General features: G+C 54.1%; 12 protein-coding genes and 4 pseudogenes. 13 read left to right on the top strand and 3 right to left on the bottom strand.

Going from position 1 to position 17,559, the window contains the following annotated elements:
- The first annotated feature begins 71 nt into the window (after positions 1-71).
- Complete coding sequence (locus KRAC_RS00885; RefSeq protein WP_007903765.1) at positions 72-692, top strand: VOC family protein; 621 nt, start codon at positions 72-74, stop codon at positions 690-692.
- Between the two features lie 331 nt (positions 693-1,023).
- Here the strand turns inward: KRAC_RS00885 and KRAC_RS00890 are convergent, their stop codons facing one another.
- Entirely contained in the window at positions 1,024-1,743 is a 720-nt protein-coding gene (locus KRAC_RS00890; protein WP_007903766.1) for an alpha/beta fold hydrolase, read from the bottom strand.
- A 548-nt stretch (positions 1,744-2,291) separates the two neighbouring features.
- Positions 2,292-3,272: a WD40 repeat domain-containing protein gene (locus KRAC_RS00895; protein ID WP_211221228.1), complete on the bottom strand. Its 981-nt coding sequence runs from the start codon at positions 3,270-3,272 to the stop codon at positions 2,292-2,294.
- A gap of 1,624 nt (positions 3,273-4,896) precedes the next feature.
- Here KRAC_RS00895 and KRAC_RS00900 point away from each other — a divergent pair.
- From KRAC_RS00900 to KRAC_RS00925, 6 genes and pseudogenes are all read left to right on the top strand, one after another.
- The gene (locus KRAC_RS00900; RefSeq protein WP_083814460.1) at positions 4,897-6,396 is read left to right on the top strand and encodes a sensor histidine kinase; all 1,500 of its coding nucleotides are present in this window, start codon (positions 4,897-4,899) and stop codon (positions 6,394-6,396) included.
- 7 nt (positions 6,397-6,403) lie between these two features.
- On the top strand, positions 6,404-7,066 hold the full coding sequence (locus tag KRAC_RS00905) for a response regulator (protein ID WP_007903769.1): 663 nt from the start codon (positions 6,404-6,406) through the stop codon (positions 7,064-7,066).
- Between the two features lie 300 nt (positions 7,067-7,366).
- Positions 7,367-8,326 (top strand): ABC transporter ATP-binding protein, encoded by a 960-nt coding sequence (locus tag KRAC_RS00910; RefSeq protein ID WP_007903770.1) that lies wholly within the window; start codon positions 7,367-7,369, stop codon positions 8,324-8,326.
- Positions 8,323-9,132 (top strand): ABC transporter permease, encoded by an 810-nt coding sequence (locus KRAC_RS00915; RefSeq protein ID WP_007903771.1) that lies wholly within the window; start codon positions 8,323-8,325, stop codon positions 9,130-9,132. The genes KRAC_RS00910 and KRAC_RS00915 overlap by 4 nt, the downstream gene beginning before the upstream one ends.
- 273 nt (positions 9,133-9,405) lie before the next feature.
- Positions 9,406-9,741: pseudogene (locus KRAC_RS70110) on the top strand (transposase); the annotation flags it as partial.
- 196 nt (positions 9,742-9,937) lie between these two features.
- The gene (locus KRAC_RS00925; protein WP_007903773.1) at positions 9,938-11,098 is read left to right on the top strand and encodes an aspartyl protease family protein; all 1,161 of its coding nucleotides are present in this window, start codon (positions 9,938-9,940) and stop codon (positions 11,096-11,098) included.
- Here the strand turns inward: KRAC_RS00925 and KRAC_RS00930 are convergent.
- Positions 11,095-12,711, bottom strand: coding sequence for an ISL3 family transposase (locus tag KRAC_RS00930; RefSeq protein ID WP_007903774.1), 1,617 nt, complete (start codon positions 12,709-12,711; stop codon positions 11,095-11,097). The two genes, KRAC_RS00925 and KRAC_RS00930, sit on opposite strands and share 4 nt — an antisense overlap.
- 127 nt (positions 12,712-12,838) lie before the next feature.
- On the opposite strand from KRAC_RS00930, the pseudogene KRAC_RS00935 reads away from it, so the two are divergent.
- From KRAC_RS00935 to purD, 6 genes and pseudogenes are all read left to right on the top strand, one after another.
- A pseudogene (locus tag KRAC_RS00935) lies at positions 12,839-13,141 on the top strand (IS5/IS1182 family transposase); the annotation flags it as partial.
- A 583-nt stretch (positions 13,142-13,724) separates the two neighbouring features.
- Positions 13,725-14,033: a hypothetical protein gene (locus KRAC_RS00940; protein ID WP_007903775.1), complete on the top strand. Its 309-nt coding sequence runs from the start codon at positions 13,725-13,727 to the stop codon at positions 14,031-14,033.
- Between the two features lie 288 nt (positions 14,034-14,321).
- Positions 14,322-15,449 (top strand): annotated as a pseudogene (tnpC, locus tag KRAC_RS00945) (IS66 family transposase); the annotation flags it as partial.
- Positions 15,424-15,627, top strand: a pseudogene (locus tag KRAC_RS79145) (IS66 family transposase); the annotation flags it as partial. The pseudogenes tnpC and KRAC_RS79145, both read left to right, overlap by 26 nt.
- A 6-nt stretch (positions 15,628-15,633) precedes the next feature.
- Positions 15,634-15,804, top strand: coding sequence for a hypothetical protein (locus KRAC_RS73515; RefSeq protein ID WP_169460831.1), 171 nt, complete (start codon positions 15,634-15,636; stop codon positions 15,802-15,804).
- A gap of 425 nt (positions 15,805-16,229) precedes the next feature.
- Positions 16,230-17,501, top strand: coding sequence for a phosphoribosylamine--glycine ligase (gene purD, locus KRAC_RS00955; RefSeq protein WP_007903776.1), 1,272 nt, complete (start codon positions 16,230-16,232; stop codon positions 17,499-17,501).
- Positions 17,502-17,559 lie beyond the last annotated feature (58 nt).

Below are 17,559 nucleotides of genomic sequence, written 5' to 3' on the forward strand. Positions count from 1 at the left end.
AAAAATACCGGAACCCCCTTTTGGCACCTAACGTTGCGCAGGAAAATCCAAACAAGCAAAGGAAATATGTTATGTCAAGACAGATGATGGGAACTCCACAGAATGAGGAAGACCGCCTCGACGAGGCAGGCATTCCTCCCACGCAACTGCATCACATTGCGTTTAAAACTGCCAGGTTTCTGGAGATGCGAGAGTTCTATCGCACCTTCCTCGGCGTCCACCCGGTCCTCGAAGTGGAGGGCACCGCGGTTTTTTACACCTTCGATCTGGCTCACCATCGCCTGGTCCTCTTTCACGATCCCACATGCACCGAGCAGGTGCTCACCAGCGCGGGCATGCATCATGTAGCATTTATCTACAGCCTTGACGATCTCATGCGGGTGTACCAGCGTTTGAAGCACAAGAGCCTGCTGCCGTACATGGCGATGAATCATGGTCCGAATACATCGTTCTATTACCGAGATCCTGACAACAATATGCTTGAGCTCCAAATCGACAACTATGGACCCGACTTGCGCAAGGGTCTGGAAGCACTGCGCGCGCTCCAGACAAGTTCCAATCCCCTCGGGGTCATGGTGAACCCGGAAACATTCCTGGCAGCCTGGCAAGCGGGAGCAACACTCACGGAGTTACACGAACGTTCCTACGCGGGCGAGTTTGCCGAAGGAGCCGCTCCGTTCCCAATAGGGTGATCAGCTCAGGGTAATGCCTACAACGTATTGCTGAACATGTCCACACTGACGCCGTGGCGTTGGCTCAAGTTCTTTGTGAACCATAATCCGCCGAATTACCCATAATATGGCAGTGAATCTGGCTTCTGAGTTCTGTTTTACAAAGTGAATTCAGGCAAACATATTCACTGCCGCATTATGATTCACAAATTCGATTCACTGCCAGGATATGCTACAAAATCGTTTGAATCAATTTAATGTTTGCTTACTCTAAACTGGCTTCTGACCTAGAGGCACTGCCAGAATATGCTGCACGATTTTTGCCATAACATGGGTGAAATCGCACCTTTTGTCAAACAACTTCCAGAAGGAGACCGGCCAATTCTCGCGGCATCGTGATCATCGCATCATGGCCGGTTGGCAACTGTCGCAGACGCCACCCCGCTTCCGTTGGAGGAAGCGCTCTTCGCGCCACGAGATGTCGCATGAGTGAGAAGAAGAAACCACCGCCGGTGCAGTCAATGTGCGTACGGGGTTTCGTTGACACGATCGCTGGATTCTTCAGATGAAGAGGTTGCTCGAACGTCTTCAGGGGTTGTGGCGTCACCGATCTGCGCACCCAGCTGAGATCTGGCTCTGTCGTCATCCCGTAGGTGCCTTGAGGATCGACTCTGTAGCCATCACCGTGGGCCTGTGCTTGTTTGCGGAGCAGACGGATGACCATCGGCGAGATATCGGCCATCGATTCGCCATCACGTGGCACGAAGGTATCCAGATAGACCAGGTGCGCAATGCGCTCCGGCACCTGATCAACCACGCTGGTGATTACCATCCCGCCATAACTGTGACCCACCAGGATGACCCCATGCAGATTCTTTTCCTCCAGCAAGCCGACGATATCCTGGATATGGGTATCTAATCCGACCTCGGGTGAAAGCTCGAATGCACGCTCAGCCAGGCCAGTGAGGCTGGGTGCATACACCTCATGGCCAGCAGCTTCTAAGAAAGGGATGACCTTCTGCCAGCACCAGCCTCCATGCCATCCCCCGTGCACCAGCACAAATGTTGCCATGCTTGCCTCCTTTTTCGACTTTTTGGATATGAATCATTTTATTCTATGGGCGAAAATTGGATCATTAAGTGGGGGGGGGAAAACGGGTAAGAGTGGATAGAAAATGATAGCAATCATGAGTAAAATATCTCTTATGGCTCCACAGGCTCTTTCCTGACACAAGCTTGCTTACTCATTGAATTGTCCAATTTTTTAACAATCCAACGAAGATTCCTAATGCTGTGGTATTGGCTCGATCCTTTGTGAACCATAATCTGCCGAATTAGGGGGTTGAGTATTAACCATGCGAAAAACCACGCTAAGCAAAAGTGTTCTCTCTTAACCTCTATATCCCCATAAGGCATACACAGTTTGTATATGCCTTATGCACCATATCACGTGCCAAATTGATGGCGTGATAATGTCCGTTTTCGCCTCTATAAGCTCTTAGAGCGTGTTTTGTGAATGCATAGAGGCACCAATTTGGTACACTCTGCTATCGGAGATGATGCCTCAAATCGCATCCTTTGTCCAAAGAGAGCCGAGCGCAAATATTGAGAGGGATAAATCTATGATTTGGGGGCTTTCCATATGTTCATGATCTTGTCGTCGGAGCCGGAGGCAATATATGAACCATCAGGAGACCAGGCGACGACGTTCACAGCCGAGCCCACCTGATAGAGACTGGTCGAAGATTCCTTCATTGGGTTCTTGGTGCTCCATATGTGCACCGTTCCATCTGTGGAACCCGAAGCGATGCTATTCCCATCAGGGGACCAGGTGACAGAATGTACCGCATCTCGGTGTCCAGTGTATGTAAGAATATTTTTCTTGTCAGCATGCTTGTCGTATGCATCCCAGACCTGTACTGTGCCATCGGCAGAGGCAGAGGCGATATAGGGTGAGCCGCCGGAGGACCAGGCAAGGTTAAAGATTGTCCCAGTGTGTTTCTGGTACGTGTTGATGATGTGTCCATCTGTCGTATCCCAAATGTGTACTGCTTTGTGAGTGCCACCCGAGGCGATGTGCTCCCCTCGCGGAAATGGTGCCCAGGCAACGGCAAGGATCTCCCCCTCCTGGTTTTTCGTGAGAAGCGTCTTTCCAGTCTGAGCATTCCAAATGTGAATGGTGCCATCGCTTGAAGCCGAAACAATGCGCGTCCCATCTGGGGACCAGGCAACCGCATGCACAGCAGCGTTATGGCCTCCATAGGTGAGAATACTGTTCCTATTATATGTCGGGACCCCATCATATACAGATAGAACCACGACTATCTTATCGTGACCAGCCCAAGCGACGCGTGTTCCATCAGGAGACCAGGCAACATCATAGACTGGCCCCGAATGGTCTAAATAGGTATCAGAGGGGCCAAAGTAAGTTTTGTTGGGGGCATCAGGATCATGAAACGTGTCAACGAGTGTTACAGTACTGTTGTTCTCTGCTGAAATGATGTGTTTTCCGTCAGGGGACCAGGCAATGCCATACACTGGACTCTTCAATCCTACGATATCATAGAGAGGACTTTGAGAAGGATTTTTAAGATCATGCACCCATGAATTTACCGCAGGTGCCACTTGAGAGCAAAGGGCTCCGAAGGTAAGCAGACTCATCCCTGCTCCAAATGTAGTGGCACCAGTCAGCCAAAGCATTTTGCGGCGATCTACCACAGCATCAGCTTGGAGAGAAATCTCATTACGCCGCCTGATTCGTTGATGGGAAAGGGAGGAACTGTCCCTGCCCTTTGTTCTAGGATTGTTCAACGTCACGCTGCTATAAGCGGGCTGCTTCTGCTCAATTGCCAAAGGCGCTCCACATGCGGAACAGTGAGTACATGTGGCTTCATTCCTCTTGCCGCACTTTGGACAGAAAAGGGGGGAGTGCTTCATATGTCCAGCATACCTCGAAATCGTTTCTCAATAGTTGATCTCTTGCTCAGATTATAGGAGCAAGAGGGCGTTTGAGGCAAGGACAAGAAGGGATGAATAAAATTTAGCAAAAAATCCAAATACATCCTAAAACGGATTTTCTCTTTGTAGAGGAAATTTTAGTGCCTCCGGGCAGCAGGAACACATTCGACAACACATTCGACTTAGTCCTTGTTTGCCACAGGCACACCTCAATAGCACGCACTCTGAAGGTGTTTGGACATATAATCACTCAATCACTCTCCCGATTCCCAAACGGGCTATTATACTACAGCACCACTTAGCGAGGTATATATGTTACGAAGTGACTTCTTAGGCTCCTTCTTTGTAGAAGACTTGTAATGTGGCAGTGAGCCTGTGGAGCCACCTCACGTTTTAAGTGGTACTGTAGTACTTAGCGTGGTTTTTCGCATGGTTAATACTCGAGCACAGAAGATGGACTACAATTGCAAATTGAACCATATCTTGCCCATTCGTTTTTTGAACCATATCCTGTCCAATTAGGCTAAAATCTTTGGCAAATCACACATCGAGATACTCTCCCATCTGAATTTACAGCAGATGAGACCAACACCGTCGCCTTTTGGCTGAAGTGACTCAACCGATTGCACTTCTTTTCCCTAACGACGCTTCAAACAGAGGTTCCTCGCGTCAGCATAGGTCGCAGGGTTGGGGTCATAACATTTTTTCCTGCTGTTTTTCCCGCTAAGCAACAGAAGAATGAGGACGTTTCAGCAGTATTTTCCAGGAAGAGATGCTTCTTTATAGAGCGCGTACACTCATCGGAAAGCTGAGCACAAAGATTTGTTTGGGAAAACGAGAGACCAGAACCGATTTTCTGGTGGTCCTTGGGCAAATCCTGGCTGAATATGCCTCTTTCTCATCTTTTGCATGAATTTCCCTATTCTTAGCGGGAAAAACAGCAGGAAAAAATGTTATGACCCCAAGTCTAAAGTAGTCGATGAGTACTGAGATAGTTGATCTTTAACAGGCTCCATTGGGATGTGCGAGCCTAGAGAACCGGTCAGGTAATGAAAATGTTGTGCTTTTCCTGTCCTTGTGGTAAGCGCGCAACCCATTTTCTACTTCAGTTGAAACAAGAAAAGAGAGCCACCCTCCGGCCAATCTCTCTCACGCCTCTTGCTCCAAAAGGAGAGATCAGCGTATGATAGAGGGACACGAGGACAGCGGTTTTGCTGGATGCCCATATCCCACATAGAAACAAAGCAGAGAAGCGCTCTCACCGGGGATGAGCACGTCCGCAGGAATGAAGAGTTCCCTTGAAGACACTGATAGTGAGACGGAGATGAAGCTGAGTAGCAAGCAGACACACCTGATTCAACGGGCACAAACGTGTTGGCAACGCATGCTGGCCTGGCCAGTGGAACATGCATGGGTGCCCCGGTTGTGGGCCAGAACGCATGATCTCGTCTCTCCCAATTGGGTTTTGCTTCATTTGATTGCGGTCTCCATCAGCGTCTCGTTGCTGGAAACACTGACGGGACCCGCGTCTGGTCTCTCAGCGCCCACCTGGCAAGTCCTGAAGTGGGCGCCCTTACCTGAATTGAGCAACGCCCTCAGCAGCGTGTCCTTTCTCCTGCTCGTATTTACCACGTTCTGTGCGTGCCTGCTCTATCTGCTCCTTATCTCCCTCCGTTTGCATGAGCGCCGATGGCGAAGGTGGTCTTTTTCCGTCTTGCTCCTCGCTTTGCTTCTTGGGGGGACTAGTCTGATTGGCTTGCATGTAACCCTGGCTCTGCAACTTCGCCTGGGGATTCAGGCCTATGGTTTGGTGGCCTATGCGCGTGTCTCACACGGGCAGCGGGGTGGGTGGATCACCAGCAGCACCATTGCTCTGGGGATTCTTGTCAGTATGGCATTTCAGGAGGCCCTGTTGGGCAATACTTCGTTTTCGCCCACTTTGCTCCAGTATCTGGTCTGGCTGACTGGCCTGGTCTTTATCCAGACACTTTGTGGCCTGGGGGTCCAGGAACGCGCCGCGCGTCGGCAGAGTGAGCAGTTGGTGAGAGAGCTGACCGCTGCCCAGGAGCAACTGCGTGCCTATGCCATCTCTGCGGAAGAACTGGCCATGATGCGTGAGCGGGCCCGCGTGGCTCGCGAGATCCATGATACACTGGCGCAGGGTTTTGCCGCGATGAGCATGCACTTAGATACGAGCGTCGTCACGTTTGAGGGCCAGCCTGCCCTGGCCCTCCACCATCTGGAGCGGGCACGTGAACTTGCCCGCGCCCACTTGCGAGAGTCTCGCAGCGTGATTCTGGACCTGCGGAGCGAAGCGCTCTCTGGGCAATCACTCACAGCAGCGCTGGCCTCCCTTGCCTCTGCCTGGCGTTCCGAGGCTCCTGGGGGAGGCCAGGCAGTCTTTCATGAGAGTGCACAGGTGCGTGCATTGACGCCCTCGCCTGCCGTCGAATTGGCCTGTTACCGGATCACGCAGGAAGCACTGACAAACGCCGCCCGGCATGGGCGCGCGACCGCTGTTGAGATCGAATTGAGCGTCGAAGTACAGGACCTGTGCCTGACGATTACGGACAACGGAGACGGCTTCGATCCCGATACCCTCTCCTCTGACAACTCCTGCGGCCATTTTGGGATCATTGGGATGCGCGAACGTTTGCGTCTGGTGCATGGCCGCCTGGACATCATCAGTGCGCCAGGCGCAGGGACACAAGTCGCCGCCATGATCCCCGTCAGCGAGATCCAAGGAGCAGAGGTGAAGGGAAGGTAAGAAGCACATGCAACTCATTCGTCTTTTCCTGGTGGATGATCATCGGATTGTGCGTGAGGGCCTCGCGAGCATGCTGGCGACCCAGGCGGATATGCAGGTCGTGGGTGAGGCGAGCACAGGAGACGAAGCCCTTGCCCGGATGGGAGAGGTGCGCCCTGATATTCTCCTCCTGGACCTGGAGATGCCCGGATTGGATGGGGTGAGCGTATTGGAGCGCGTGCGTACCGATCTTCCCTCTATCCGCACCATTATCTTGACCGCTTATGGCAGCGATCAGCGCATCCTGGACGCGGTACGAGCGGGGGCACACGGCTATTTGTTAAAAGGAGCGGGGTTGGACGAAGTGTTGCACGCCGTGCGTGTGGTTGCCGCAGGCGGTTCTCTGTTGGAGCCTGCCGTGACTGAACGGTTGCTTGGATCAATGGAACAGTTGCTGCGGAGCGGAAGCATTGCGGAGATGCTGACCGAACGCGAACGGATGATCCTGACTTATATGGCTCAGGGGTTCTCCAACAAGATGATCGGGCAAGAACTCCATCTCGCCGAGCGGACCGTCAAGTTCCATACCACGATTCTGTTTCAGAAATTGCAGGCCTCGAACCGTGCCCAAGCGGTCGCGAAAGCCTTGCAAGAACGCTTGATTCCATTTGCACCACCATCACCACCCTAAGCCACGCTTCTTTCCCCACAAGACGATTGCCCGAAAGGGCAACGGTCTTTACCCTTTGTCTTGATGTGTTCCCCCATTCCAGCCGCTATACTGCTTCCTCAGAGACGTGCTTGAAAGCACATCCAAACCCCTCTGCGAGCTGACCTCGCACCGATAGGGTGCTGGTGTGCGCTGTTCTTCTGGCCGTTCTCCTTTCACCCGGATCGTTCAATACAAGATCCGGCTCCCATCTTTCTCGTACAAAGGAGCACACCCTATGTCATGGTTTGTTGATCTCGGACACTGTTCCTGGAGGTGGCAATGATTCCCCATACGGAAGCGACCCGGCCCGAGCCTGGAGCACACATCTCAGAGGATTCCCTGGCAATCAATGTCCAGGGATTGAGCAAACACTTTGGAGCACGCAAAGCTGTCGATGGACTCACCTTCAGCGTCCCTTGTGGGGTCATTGCTGGGTTCATTGGTCCCAATGGCGCTGGCAAAACGACCACCATTCGCATGCTGCTGGGACTGATTCGGCCCACAGAAGGCACTGCCACAGTTCTTGGGAAAGGGATCTCCCATCCCCACATGTATCTCCCACACATCGGTGGACTCATCGAGTCTCCTGCCTTTTACCCCACCCTGAGTGGACGCAAGAACCTGGAGGTGCTGGCCCATCTGGGTGGCCATCCGCTCCAGCGGGTCAAACAGGTCCTAGAATTTGTTGGGCTGAACGATCGTGGGAAGGATCTGGTCAGGAGCTACTCGCTGGGCATGAAGCAACGCCTCGGTGTCGCCATGGCGCTGCTGCCCGACCCGGAACTGCTCATCCTCGACGAGCCAGCCAATGGCCTGGACCCCCTTGGCATTATCCAGTTACGTGACCAACTGCGAACGCTGCGTGATCAGGGCAAAACGATCCTGCTCAGTAGCCATCTGCTGGGAGAATTGGAACAGGTGAGCGATTGGCTCGTCATGCTCAACCAGGGCAAGGCGGTGTTCAGTGGCCCGGCGCGTACGCTTGTTGAGCATCGCGGCGCGCTGATCGTTGAGGCAGCAGACACAATCCAGCGTGATCTGGTTGCCAGGATTGCCACCGAGGAAGGCTACTCCGTGACCCAGCAAGACGGTTCTCTGCACATTACCTGCCCGGTTGACTGGGCCACAGAACTGAAGAAACGTGCGAAGGAAACTGGTGCCACGAATATCACCGTCCATGTGAGAGAGGCCAGCCTCGAAGAGAGCTTTCTGGCCATGCTGAAAGGAGCACACCAATGATGCGTGCGTTGCGTAGTGAATTGACCAAGCTCCGTCGTTGGAGCGTGCTCGCAGGAGGGGCAGCGATGATCATCGTTCCCGCAGCCTATGCCGCTTTCTCCCTCATTCGAGTGACCTCTAGCGCGAAGACGGCGCAGACCCTCGCCATTCTCCAAACCCTTTCCACGGCGCAAGGGCTTACCACCATGCTCGCCGTCTCGGCCTCATTTGCCACGACCATTGCGATCATCCTCGTGGCAGCCAACGTGGCAGCAGAATGGTCCCAAGGAACCCTGCGCAATCTGCTGGTGCGCGAACCCAGGCGCTTGCGTCTGCTCGCGGGAAAAATGCTGGCGCTGCTGCTCTACGCGATCAGTTGCGAGGCGTTGGCGCTCCTCATCGGTTCTGCCGTGGCCCTGCTCGTCGCCCAGTCCCACGGACTTTCGATCACTCCCTGGACGTCGTCCGAGGGCATGACGGCCTTTTTCAGCTTCTTTGGCTATTCCTTGTTCAGCATTGTTGGCCTCAGCTTCTTGGGGATGCTTACGGCGGTCTTGACGCGTTCTGCGGCGGCGGCTGTGGGGATCACGCTCGCCTACGCCCTGGTTGGGGAAGTTCTGATTGGGGCGGCATGGCCGGACGGAGCCCAGTGGCTTCCCGTCCACCTCTTTGGCTACTTGACGAACAGCGTGACCGTGGCTGGAGGGACTGGCGCCTCCGCACCGCCGATGGGATACGGCTCCGATGTCCTGGTAGCGCTCCTGTGGATGGTTGGCTTCCTGGTGATTAGTGCCGTCGTCGTCCGACGCCGGGATGTTCTTGCGTAGCGAGTAGATGCTCCTGCGCCGTTGGTACCATCAGTGCTGACGGCGCAGGAGCATCTACTCGCTTGCGCCTTTGCGCCATCAGGAGCACTGCTTCATGGCTGATTGCTGTGCTGCATCCGGGAACGACGGTGTGGTCACACAGCGTCTCGGCAAGCAGGATCATCGATCATGCGACGGGACTGGAGCGACAAGCGCGTGGATCTTTCCATTTGTCTATCTACCCACGCCTATGCCTCCCAGGAAGATGCCGCTCTGGAGAAGGAGAAGACTCTGATGCGACCACCACGTTGGCAACCCTCAATCGCTCTCTCGAAGCAGGAACAACAGATCGTGGACCGGATACGGCGAGCAAAATTGTTCGTGTTTCTTCGCCATCACCGGCATGCATTGTTCGATGAGCCGTTCCAACAGGAACTGGCGGAGTTGTACCAGCCAAGCAAACGAGGGCATCCGCCCATTCCTCCAGCGCAACTGGCCTTGGCGGTCATTGTGCAAGCGTATACGGGTATTTCCGACGATGAGGTGATCGAGGCGACGCTCATGGATCGGCGCTGGCAGTTAGTACTGGACTGTCTGGATACCGATCAGGCACCATTCGGCAAAGGAACAGGCTCTGACACAACTTTGGGGATAAGCTGATCAATACTTTGACCAATGCTCTCATCCGCTGGTTCTTCCTTTTACTTTCATCTCTCCCATATAGACAACCTCTGGATTCTCATCTATACTTCTGCAAAGATAATGGTCCATTTGTGAGATTAGCCAGACCTCATAACTGATAGCAAATCGCATTTGGAGATATACTATGCCACAAGCTACTAACGGGCATTCCCAGCATGTCACTGTACCGCTGCGTATCGAGCACAATCGTCCCTTTGTGGACTTTGAAGTGAAGGGGGCGGATGGCAGTACTCATACAGCTCGCTTCTGGATCGATACAGGGGGCGGCGCTTTTATCATCACCGAAGCCTTGGCACGGAAACTTGGAATGTCGTGGGAAGAGGTGATAGAAAGCGATGGGAGCCGTTTTGCCCCTTGTTCGCCACCAGCGCTCAGCCTCGCTGGTATGCCAGTACGTCTTGAGCATACCCAGGCTCTTGTTATCCTCGGTCAGTCCGTGCATATGACACCTGGAGTCTTTGCCGATGGGCAGATATGCGGAAACCTTCTCGCACAGTATCATGTCATTTTTGATTATCCTCACCACCAATTCACACTGGCAACACCTGACACCCTAACATCTCAGGGCACACCTCTGGCCACGCCTATTCACCCGGAATCGGGTTTTCCTCGCCTTGAGGTACAGATCGATGGGCAAACGTACGGGATGCTGCTCGATACCGGTGCCTCACATACCATGATCTCACGTATGTTACTGGATACGTTAACGGAGGCGCATCCCGATTGGCCACGCGCAAATGGAGCCGTCGGCACCGCTAACATGGGGTACGAGCAAGCAGATACAAAGAAATGCATGCTGCGCCTGGCAAAGTGCACATGGGGACCATATCAACTTGCCGATGTCAGCGTCGTCTCACGAGATCCTGGCGTGTTTGAGGAGCGTATGTCTACGTGGATGGCAGGTCCAATCGTTGGCGCGCTCGGTGGCAATATACTCAGGTGTTTTCGGGTCGAAATCGACTATGCCGGGCAAACAACATACCTGGAGCAATATGCCACGCCCACTCCCCACGACATGGACCTGGTTGGACTCACTCTGCTGCCTCAGATAGATGGCTCCTATCGTGTCCTGGAGATAGCAACGGGTGGCAACGCTCCCCAGATCTCTGAGCAGATCCAGGCAGGTGATATCCTTCTGCACGTCAATCAGCAGGAGATTAGCGGCCTATCGCTGGCTAGCGCTGTGGATGCATTGCGCGGTGTGCCGAGTCAGATGCATACATTGCAACTGGAACGTGCAGGCCAACGTAGAGAGGTACAGGTTCCTGTTAGGCGCATTCTCTAAATGCGGTGGAGCACGCGTTGGCGCAGAAGAGCAAAGCCTGCCTTCCCGTACATCATGCGCTTGATGAGCTTCACTCTGGTCACATGGCCCTCGACCTGACCGTTATTGATGGGCAGCGTTAACCCGGCCTGCACAGCGGCTTTGTCCCGCTCCACTCCATGCGCAAAGCTTTGCAGTTCGGGAAGACCGCTCTCTTGCACCTGGATGAGCCAGGTGTCCAGCCGCTCCCCTTCCCGCTTGCGCATCATCAAGAGAAAGTCTTGAGTCAAGTGATAGGCCGTCTCCAGGGCTGGATGGGCCTGACGAAGAGCATCCAGGTTGACCCGTTTGCCCTCGTCCAGGCCGCCTGGATGCCGCATGAAGAGACGCACCGCGGCGCTTGAGGTGTAATGGAGCACACAACGCGTTCCTATAGGGGTTTTCACCTCTGTCTTTTTGAGGGTTTTCAGGAAACGGTAGACCATCCGTTGTGATCCTGGATAGCCTTGGGCCGCGATTTCCTGCCAGAGACGAGAGCCATTGTGCTCCCCGTCCTGCCACCGTTGGAGCACGTAGGGAGCGTACGGGTCAAAGTCGCTCTGCCGCTTGCGCCGTGGTCGCGTATCAGGGGCCACTCCTCGCTCAAACCAATGCCGCACCGTTCGTTCGCTGGTACCAAGCTGCCGGGCAATCTCCTTGAGCGAGAGACCTTGCTTGCGCAGGCTTACGGCCTGCTGATAGCGCACCTCCCGCTCAGCGCGGCGGATCGCAATGGTCCGCGCAACGTGCGCTCCTGGGTCTGGACGCCATTCCTCTACGGGGGCGGACGTGTCTTCGTGAGCTTTTGCTTTTCTTTCCGCTTCCTGGCTTGCCGTTTTTATCTCGGAAAGAACCCGTGCCAGGAGCTTCTGCACCGCTTCTGACAAGTTCTTACAAATGTGGAAGCGGTCGGCCACTTGAATTGCTTGAGGTGCGCCAGTTGAGGCCGCGCTGGCGTACTCTGCGCCTCGATCACGGCTGACATGCGTGATCTCTGGGTGGGTAGCCATCCACGCGGCAGCGGTGTCGGCCTGCCGGTCAGGCAACAGGTCGATGATCTGATGAGCGTCCAGGTCGACCACGACCGTGCCGAACGTTCTGCCACGCTGAAAGGAAAAGTCATCGAGGCCGAGACACGTCACGCGCTGGGCTTTTGGGGTGGGGAGGTCCATCACCCGGCGCACAATCGTCATCCAGGACGTGGTGATTCCCAAATGTGAGGCGAGACGAGCGCCGAGTCTGCCACAGGTCGCCAACCCGACCATTTGCAATGCCTGGGTCAAGCGAGTGGTCATCTGAGCCCACGGAGCTACCAGGTGGGGAAGCCGTTCAGCGAACACCTTGCGCACGCAGTCAACGGTGTCACAAAAGAATTTGCGGACGTGCAGAATGAGTCGAACCTGTTGCCCCGCACAGGGCAGGTCTTTCACGATCCGACGATAGCGACTATGCAGGCGGGTGGCTGGCTGGGCACACAACGGACACAGAGCGCTGGTTGAGGTGGCGATGATATGGAGCACCAGTTGCTCCTCGTTCCTTTCCATCTGGGTCAACTCCAGTCCCTCGCCTAACGGGAAAAACAGAGGCGTCTCCATTCCTGGGTGGTTCTCCTTCTCTCACTCTTTGAGAGAGAAAACGAACCACCCAACAGACTGTCTCCACTCTCTTGCTCATCGCTGGGAAGAAGAAAAGATGAGTTTATCCCCAAAGCTGTGTCAGAGCCAAGGAACATTCGTTGCCTTTCGGAAACGCCTGATTGACGCTCAGATGGACCGACGTCTCATCGAACGGACAATTGAGCTGGCCAGCCACACTCAGGAGTTTGGAGCACGAGCCTTACGTGCCGCCTTAGACAGTAGCCCGTTGTGGGGAGCTGGTCGCGTCGAGGACACATTCAATCTCATCGGACACGCGCTCAAAAAAGCGCTACGCTTGGTTGCGAAACAACGAGGAGAGATGGTGGCTGACGTCGGTCATGAGGCAGGAGCAGAAATGGTCTGCGGCTCAAGTCTGAAAGCGGTCCTCTGTCATTTGAACTAATTCTTTTTCCGTTTGAAGAATATCTTTTCAAGGTGCCAGACACAGAAAAGGCAGAACAGGCGCACTTTGCAGCATAACTTTTCTTGGCAGTGAAGTTCACATTTTCCCTGCTGTCGAGATAGCGCAAACAGCCTTTTTCATAGGGAGAAGAAAAGTTATGCTGCAAAAATCGACCTGTTTTTGTGTGATTTGACAGCGTTTTTACCCTAGCCGTTGACTCATATCTTGTCCAGCGCCTGGCCTCAGAAGCCAGTTGCGAGCACCGACAAAACTCGTAATCGTTCGGCTTTTGATCGATAACCTGACCAGTGGCATCATTTTTGACCGATCAAGTGTCCTCTGGTCCATTGGCGCTGATATGGCTCATGTAACCCTGGTTGGCATGGACTACGCGGTCAGGATATGGGTTAAACCGGACATGAGCCATGACATCGTTCAAAGCCGATAAAGAAATGATGGTTGGGCCAATAGGTCATCTGCCTCATGACAGGAGCAGAGGGCCGCTCTATACTTCTGAAAGGAAGCTGTTCAATAGCGAGCATTTTCCACTATTCACAAGGAGGCAAGAATGTATCTACCCATTCTCAAGGTTCTCTCTCTCTTTTTTGGCATCATTTTTCTCTTGTACGTGCTGGCAGGCCTTTATCTGATGTCTTTCAAGTCCACATACGCATCTGCTCCGAGAGGGCAAGCGCGCCAGAATGACGATTTTGGTTGTTTGATCTTGATAGGCCTCTTCCTGATGCTGCTGAGTTTCTTGATCTGGCCAATCGAGCGTTTCTTCCGCAAGGAAGGTGCCTGGTGGACAGGATGGTGGAAACTTTCTTCTTATGCTGTCCTCGGCGTGTGTTTGCTGCTCGTTGGTTGGTTTCTGTAGGCTGGCCCATTCATCCTCAAGGGCCAATTACTCTAACCGAGATGAGAAAACCCAATAATCTCAACTTTCTAAGACGCCTTCTCTGGCTGATGGACTACTTTACCGTTTTGACCCATAAACCGTCCAGCCTGTCTTTGAACGATAACCCGTCCGAATCGGTCAGGACCGGTGGTAAATCACATTTTGCTTATCACTACTGTCAGAAATGTCTTCAAAGCAGACGTAACTGTTCAGAAGGGCCACGCAGTTGCGGAAACACCTTGCATCTGTTAGAGTAGATGCATGAGAATGGATGAGGAAGTAAGCCAGCTACGTCAAGCAAATCAGGACTTGCGTGAAGGGCTCAGACAAGCAATCAAAGCCATTGAATCGCAGCAGGAGCACATCAAGACGCTTGAAGAACTCATCGCTTCTCAGCAGGAGCGCCTCAACATGCTGGAAGGCCAGCTTGCCAAAGATAGCCATAATAGCAGTTTACCCCCATCCTCTGATCGTTTTGTGCGTCCTCCCAAGAGCTTACGAGAGCCCAGTGGCAAGAAACCTGGTGGCCAAAAGGGACATCGTGGACATCACTTACAACAAGTGCAGGCGCCAGATGAGATTCTCATTCACCCGGTGCAACGGTGTGAACAGTGTGATCACGATCTTAGCTTGCAACCGGCTGTCATCCCAGAGCGGCGCCAGGTCATCGATCTGCCTGCCAAGCGGCTCTGGGTGAGAGAACATCGTGTGCAAGAAAAGCAGTGCCCGGTGTGCTATCATCTTACCCGAGCGCCCTTCCCCACAAACGTTTCGGCTCCTGCGCAGTATGGGACCGGTATTCAAACCTTGGCCGCCTATCTGGTCGAGGGGCAGGCCGTCCCCTACGCTCGGGCGAGTCAACTCTTACGGGAACTGCTCGGCGTCCAGCTTTCAGCCGGCAGCATCGCCACCTTCGTTCGAACCTGTCATCAGCAGTTAGCTGAAGTCGAAACGAACCTGAAAGCAGCGTTGGTAAAAACAAAGGTGATCCATCAGGATGAAACCGGGATGCGCGTCGGCAAAACGGGCTGGTGGGTTCATGTGTGCTCGACGGATCGGCTCACGCACTATGCTGCGCATCCAAGCCGAGGGCGTAAAGCCCTCGATGCCATTGGTATTGCTCCTGCATTTGCAGGCACCAGTGTGCATGATGGGTTGAAGAGCTACCAGAGCTACAGCTTTACCCAGGCCTGGTGCAATGTGCATCATTTGCGCGAACTGACCTTTGTTAAAGAGGAACTCAAGCAAGAGTGGGGACGCAAGATGAAAGAGCTCCTCCTCTCGATGAAAGATGAGGTAGAGCAAGCCAAAGTGTCAGGACAGCAGGAAGTGGACCTCCTGGTGCTCGCACGCCTCCTTCGGCGCTATGATGAGATCCTCGCTGAAGGCTATCGGGCCAATCCTCCTCCCCCACCGCCGAAGAAATCTGAACAGGGGGAAGCGAAAACCAGGACGGGCCAAGCAAACTCCGGCGCGCAACCTCCTCGACCGGCTCGCTCAGGGGAAATGGATGGTCCTGCGATTTCTCCACGATTTTGCCGTCCCTTTTGACAACAATCAAGCGGAAAGGGATCTTCGCATGATCAAAGTTCAGCAAAAGATCTCAGGGAGCTTTCGCACCGAAGAAGGCATTGCCATGTTTTGTCGCATTCGCAGTTACCTTTCCACGTTGCGCAAGCAAGGAATGAAACTGCTTTCTGCACTGGAGCAGACGCTGGCGGGCAATCCCGTTCTTCCCGCTTTTTCGTAACTGTTCAGAAGGCCCACGTAGACGATGCAAACCATGCATACCCTTTTGTTCTTGAGCTTGATGCAGCTACGAATGCAACGACAATTGCATAAAATGAGTCTTTCACGTTACCCTACTGAATAGTTACGCTTTTTCTATCATAAAGCAATTTGTTATATTGTTTTTTTTTGCATATCCCCCCGAAACGCGTACACCGTTTCGGGGGGATATGCAAAAACCCCCACATACCAGGGCGCTGATGGTGCAATAGGGCTTCCTGACTCGCATTGCCTCCACATTTTGTGCTGATTTCGCGCTGATTTTGCCAATTTCACCTCTAAATGTGTGCTGATTTCACACTTATTACCACCTGTTTATGGGATATAATAGTGAGGGCCGACAACGTGGTAGGGTGCAATTTTGGAAAGGCAGGTTTTCTTCACTTTATGCGAGTAATGGTTATTGGTTCGGGGGCACGCGAACACGCGCTGGTCTGGAAACTGGCCCAGAGTCCCCAGGTCACGAAGCTCTACGCGGCTCCCGGCAATCCGGGCATGGCCGAGTGCGCCGAGTGTGTGCCGCTGGCGATGTCTCAGTTTGACGATCTAGCCACGTTCGCTGAAAAAAACGGCATCGATCTAACGGTGGTTGGACCGGAGATCCCCTTGATCGAAGGGATTGTCGATATTTTTCGCCAGCGCGGCCTGAAGGTCTTCGGTCCCGATTCAGCCGGGGCCGCGCTCGAAGGCAGCAAGGCGTTTGCCAAAGAACTCATGGCTTCGGCTGGTATTCCCAGCGCGCAGCATCGCACATTTCTGGAGGCCGGACCCGCTCTGGCTTACCTGGAGGAGCATGGCGCGCCGGTCGTGGTCAAGGCCAGCGGGAACGCGGCTGGCAAGGGCGCGATCGTAGCGCTGGATCTGGAGACCGCGCGCGATGCTGTGGAACAGATGCTGGTCCGACATACCTTCGGCGCGGCTGGCCGCATCGTGGTGATCGAGGACTATTTGCAAGGCGACGAAGTGAGCGTCATTGCCGCGTGCAATGGGACACACTATTTGCCCCTGGCCGTGACCCAGGATCACAAACGCGCGCTCGACAATGACCAGGGCCTGAATACTGGCGGCATGGGTGCTTACACGCCGGTGCCGTTTGTGGACGCGGAGACGGAGAAGCGCATGTATCGCGAGATTACTGCCGCGACGCTCCAGGCCATGCAGGCGAAGGGTATTCCCTTCACTGGTATTCTGTATACAAACATCATGCTGACCGCGCAAGGCCCGATGGTGGTCGAGCATAACACGCGCTTTGGCGATCCCGAAACGCAGGCCATGATGGTGTTGCTGCGCGAGGATCTGTTGAATGTCGTGCAATTTGCTGAAACGCTGCCGGTGAAGCGCGAGACGCTCTGGCATCCTGGTTACGGCGTGAGCCTGGAGCTGGCTTCTGCTGGCTATCCAGGCAACTACCCGAAAGGTCTGCCTATTCATGGAATCGAGGAGGCCAATCGCCTGCCCGGTGTCCACGTGTTCCACGCCGGGACGGCCATGCAGGACGGTCAGCTCGTCACCACTGGCGGGCGCGTCCTCAGCGTTGCCGCGCACGGCGCAACCTTGCGCGAAGCCACCAACCGTGCCTACGAGGCCGCGAAGCTGATCTCGTTCGAGGGCATGTTCTATCGCCACGATATCGCGCATCGCGGCCTGGAAGTGGAGTAGAGGCAAACGTATGTCGTCACCTTTTGAAACGGGGGTCCCGACATTTTTACCCCTCAAA

The sequence above is a fragment of the Ktedonobacter racemifer DSM 44963 genome, assembly GCF_000178855.1.
Lineage (GTDB): Bacteria > Chloroflexota > Ktedonobacteria > Ktedonobacterales > Ktedonobacteraceae > Ktedonobacter > Ktedonobacter racemifer.

Bases quoted from the DNA above. Each gene is read 5' to 3' on its own strand.
- purD (WP_007903776.1), top strand. From the start codon at position 16,230: ATGCGAGTAATGGTTATTGGTTCGGGGGCACGCGAACACGCGCTGGTC.
- KRAC_RS73515 (WP_169460831.1), top strand. From the start codon at position 15,634: ATGATCAAAGTTCAGCAAAAGATCTCAGGGAGCTTTCGCACCGAAGAA.
- KRAC_RS00890 (WP_007903766.1), bottom strand. From the start codon at position 1,743: ATGGCAACATTTGTGCTGGTGCACGGGGGATGGCATGGAGGCTGGTGC.
- KRAC_RS00915 (WP_007903771.1), top strand. From the start codon at position 8,323: ATGATGCGTGCGTTGCGTAGTGAATTGACCAAGCTCCGTCGTTGGAGC.
- KRAC_RS00925 (WP_007903773.1), top strand. From the start codon at position 9,938: ATGCCACAAGCTACTAACGGGCATTCCCAGCATGTCACTGTACCGCTG.
- KRAC_RS00910 (WP_007903770.1), top strand. From the start codon at position 7,367: ATGATTCCCCATACGGAAGCGACCCGGCCCGAGCCTGGAGCACACATC.
- KRAC_RS00900 (WP_083814460.1), top strand. From the start codon at position 4,897: ATGAGCACGTCCGCAGGAATGAAGAGTTCCCTTGAAGACACTGATAGT.
- KRAC_RS00905 (WP_007903769.1), top strand. From the start codon at position 6,404: ATGCAACTCATTCGTCTTTTCCTGGTGGATGATCATCGGATTGTGCGT.
- KRAC_RS00940 (WP_007903775.1), top strand. From the start codon at position 13,725: ATGTATCTACCCATTCTCAAGGTTCTCTCTCTCTTTTTTGGCATCATT.
- KRAC_RS00885 (WP_007903765.1), top strand. From the start codon at position 72: ATGTCAAGACAGATGATGGGAACTCCACAGAATGAGGAAGACCGCCTC.
- KRAC_RS00930 (WP_007903774.1), bottom strand. From the start codon at position 12,711: ATGGAGACGCCTCTGTTTTTCCCGTTAGGCGAGGGACTGGAGTTGACC.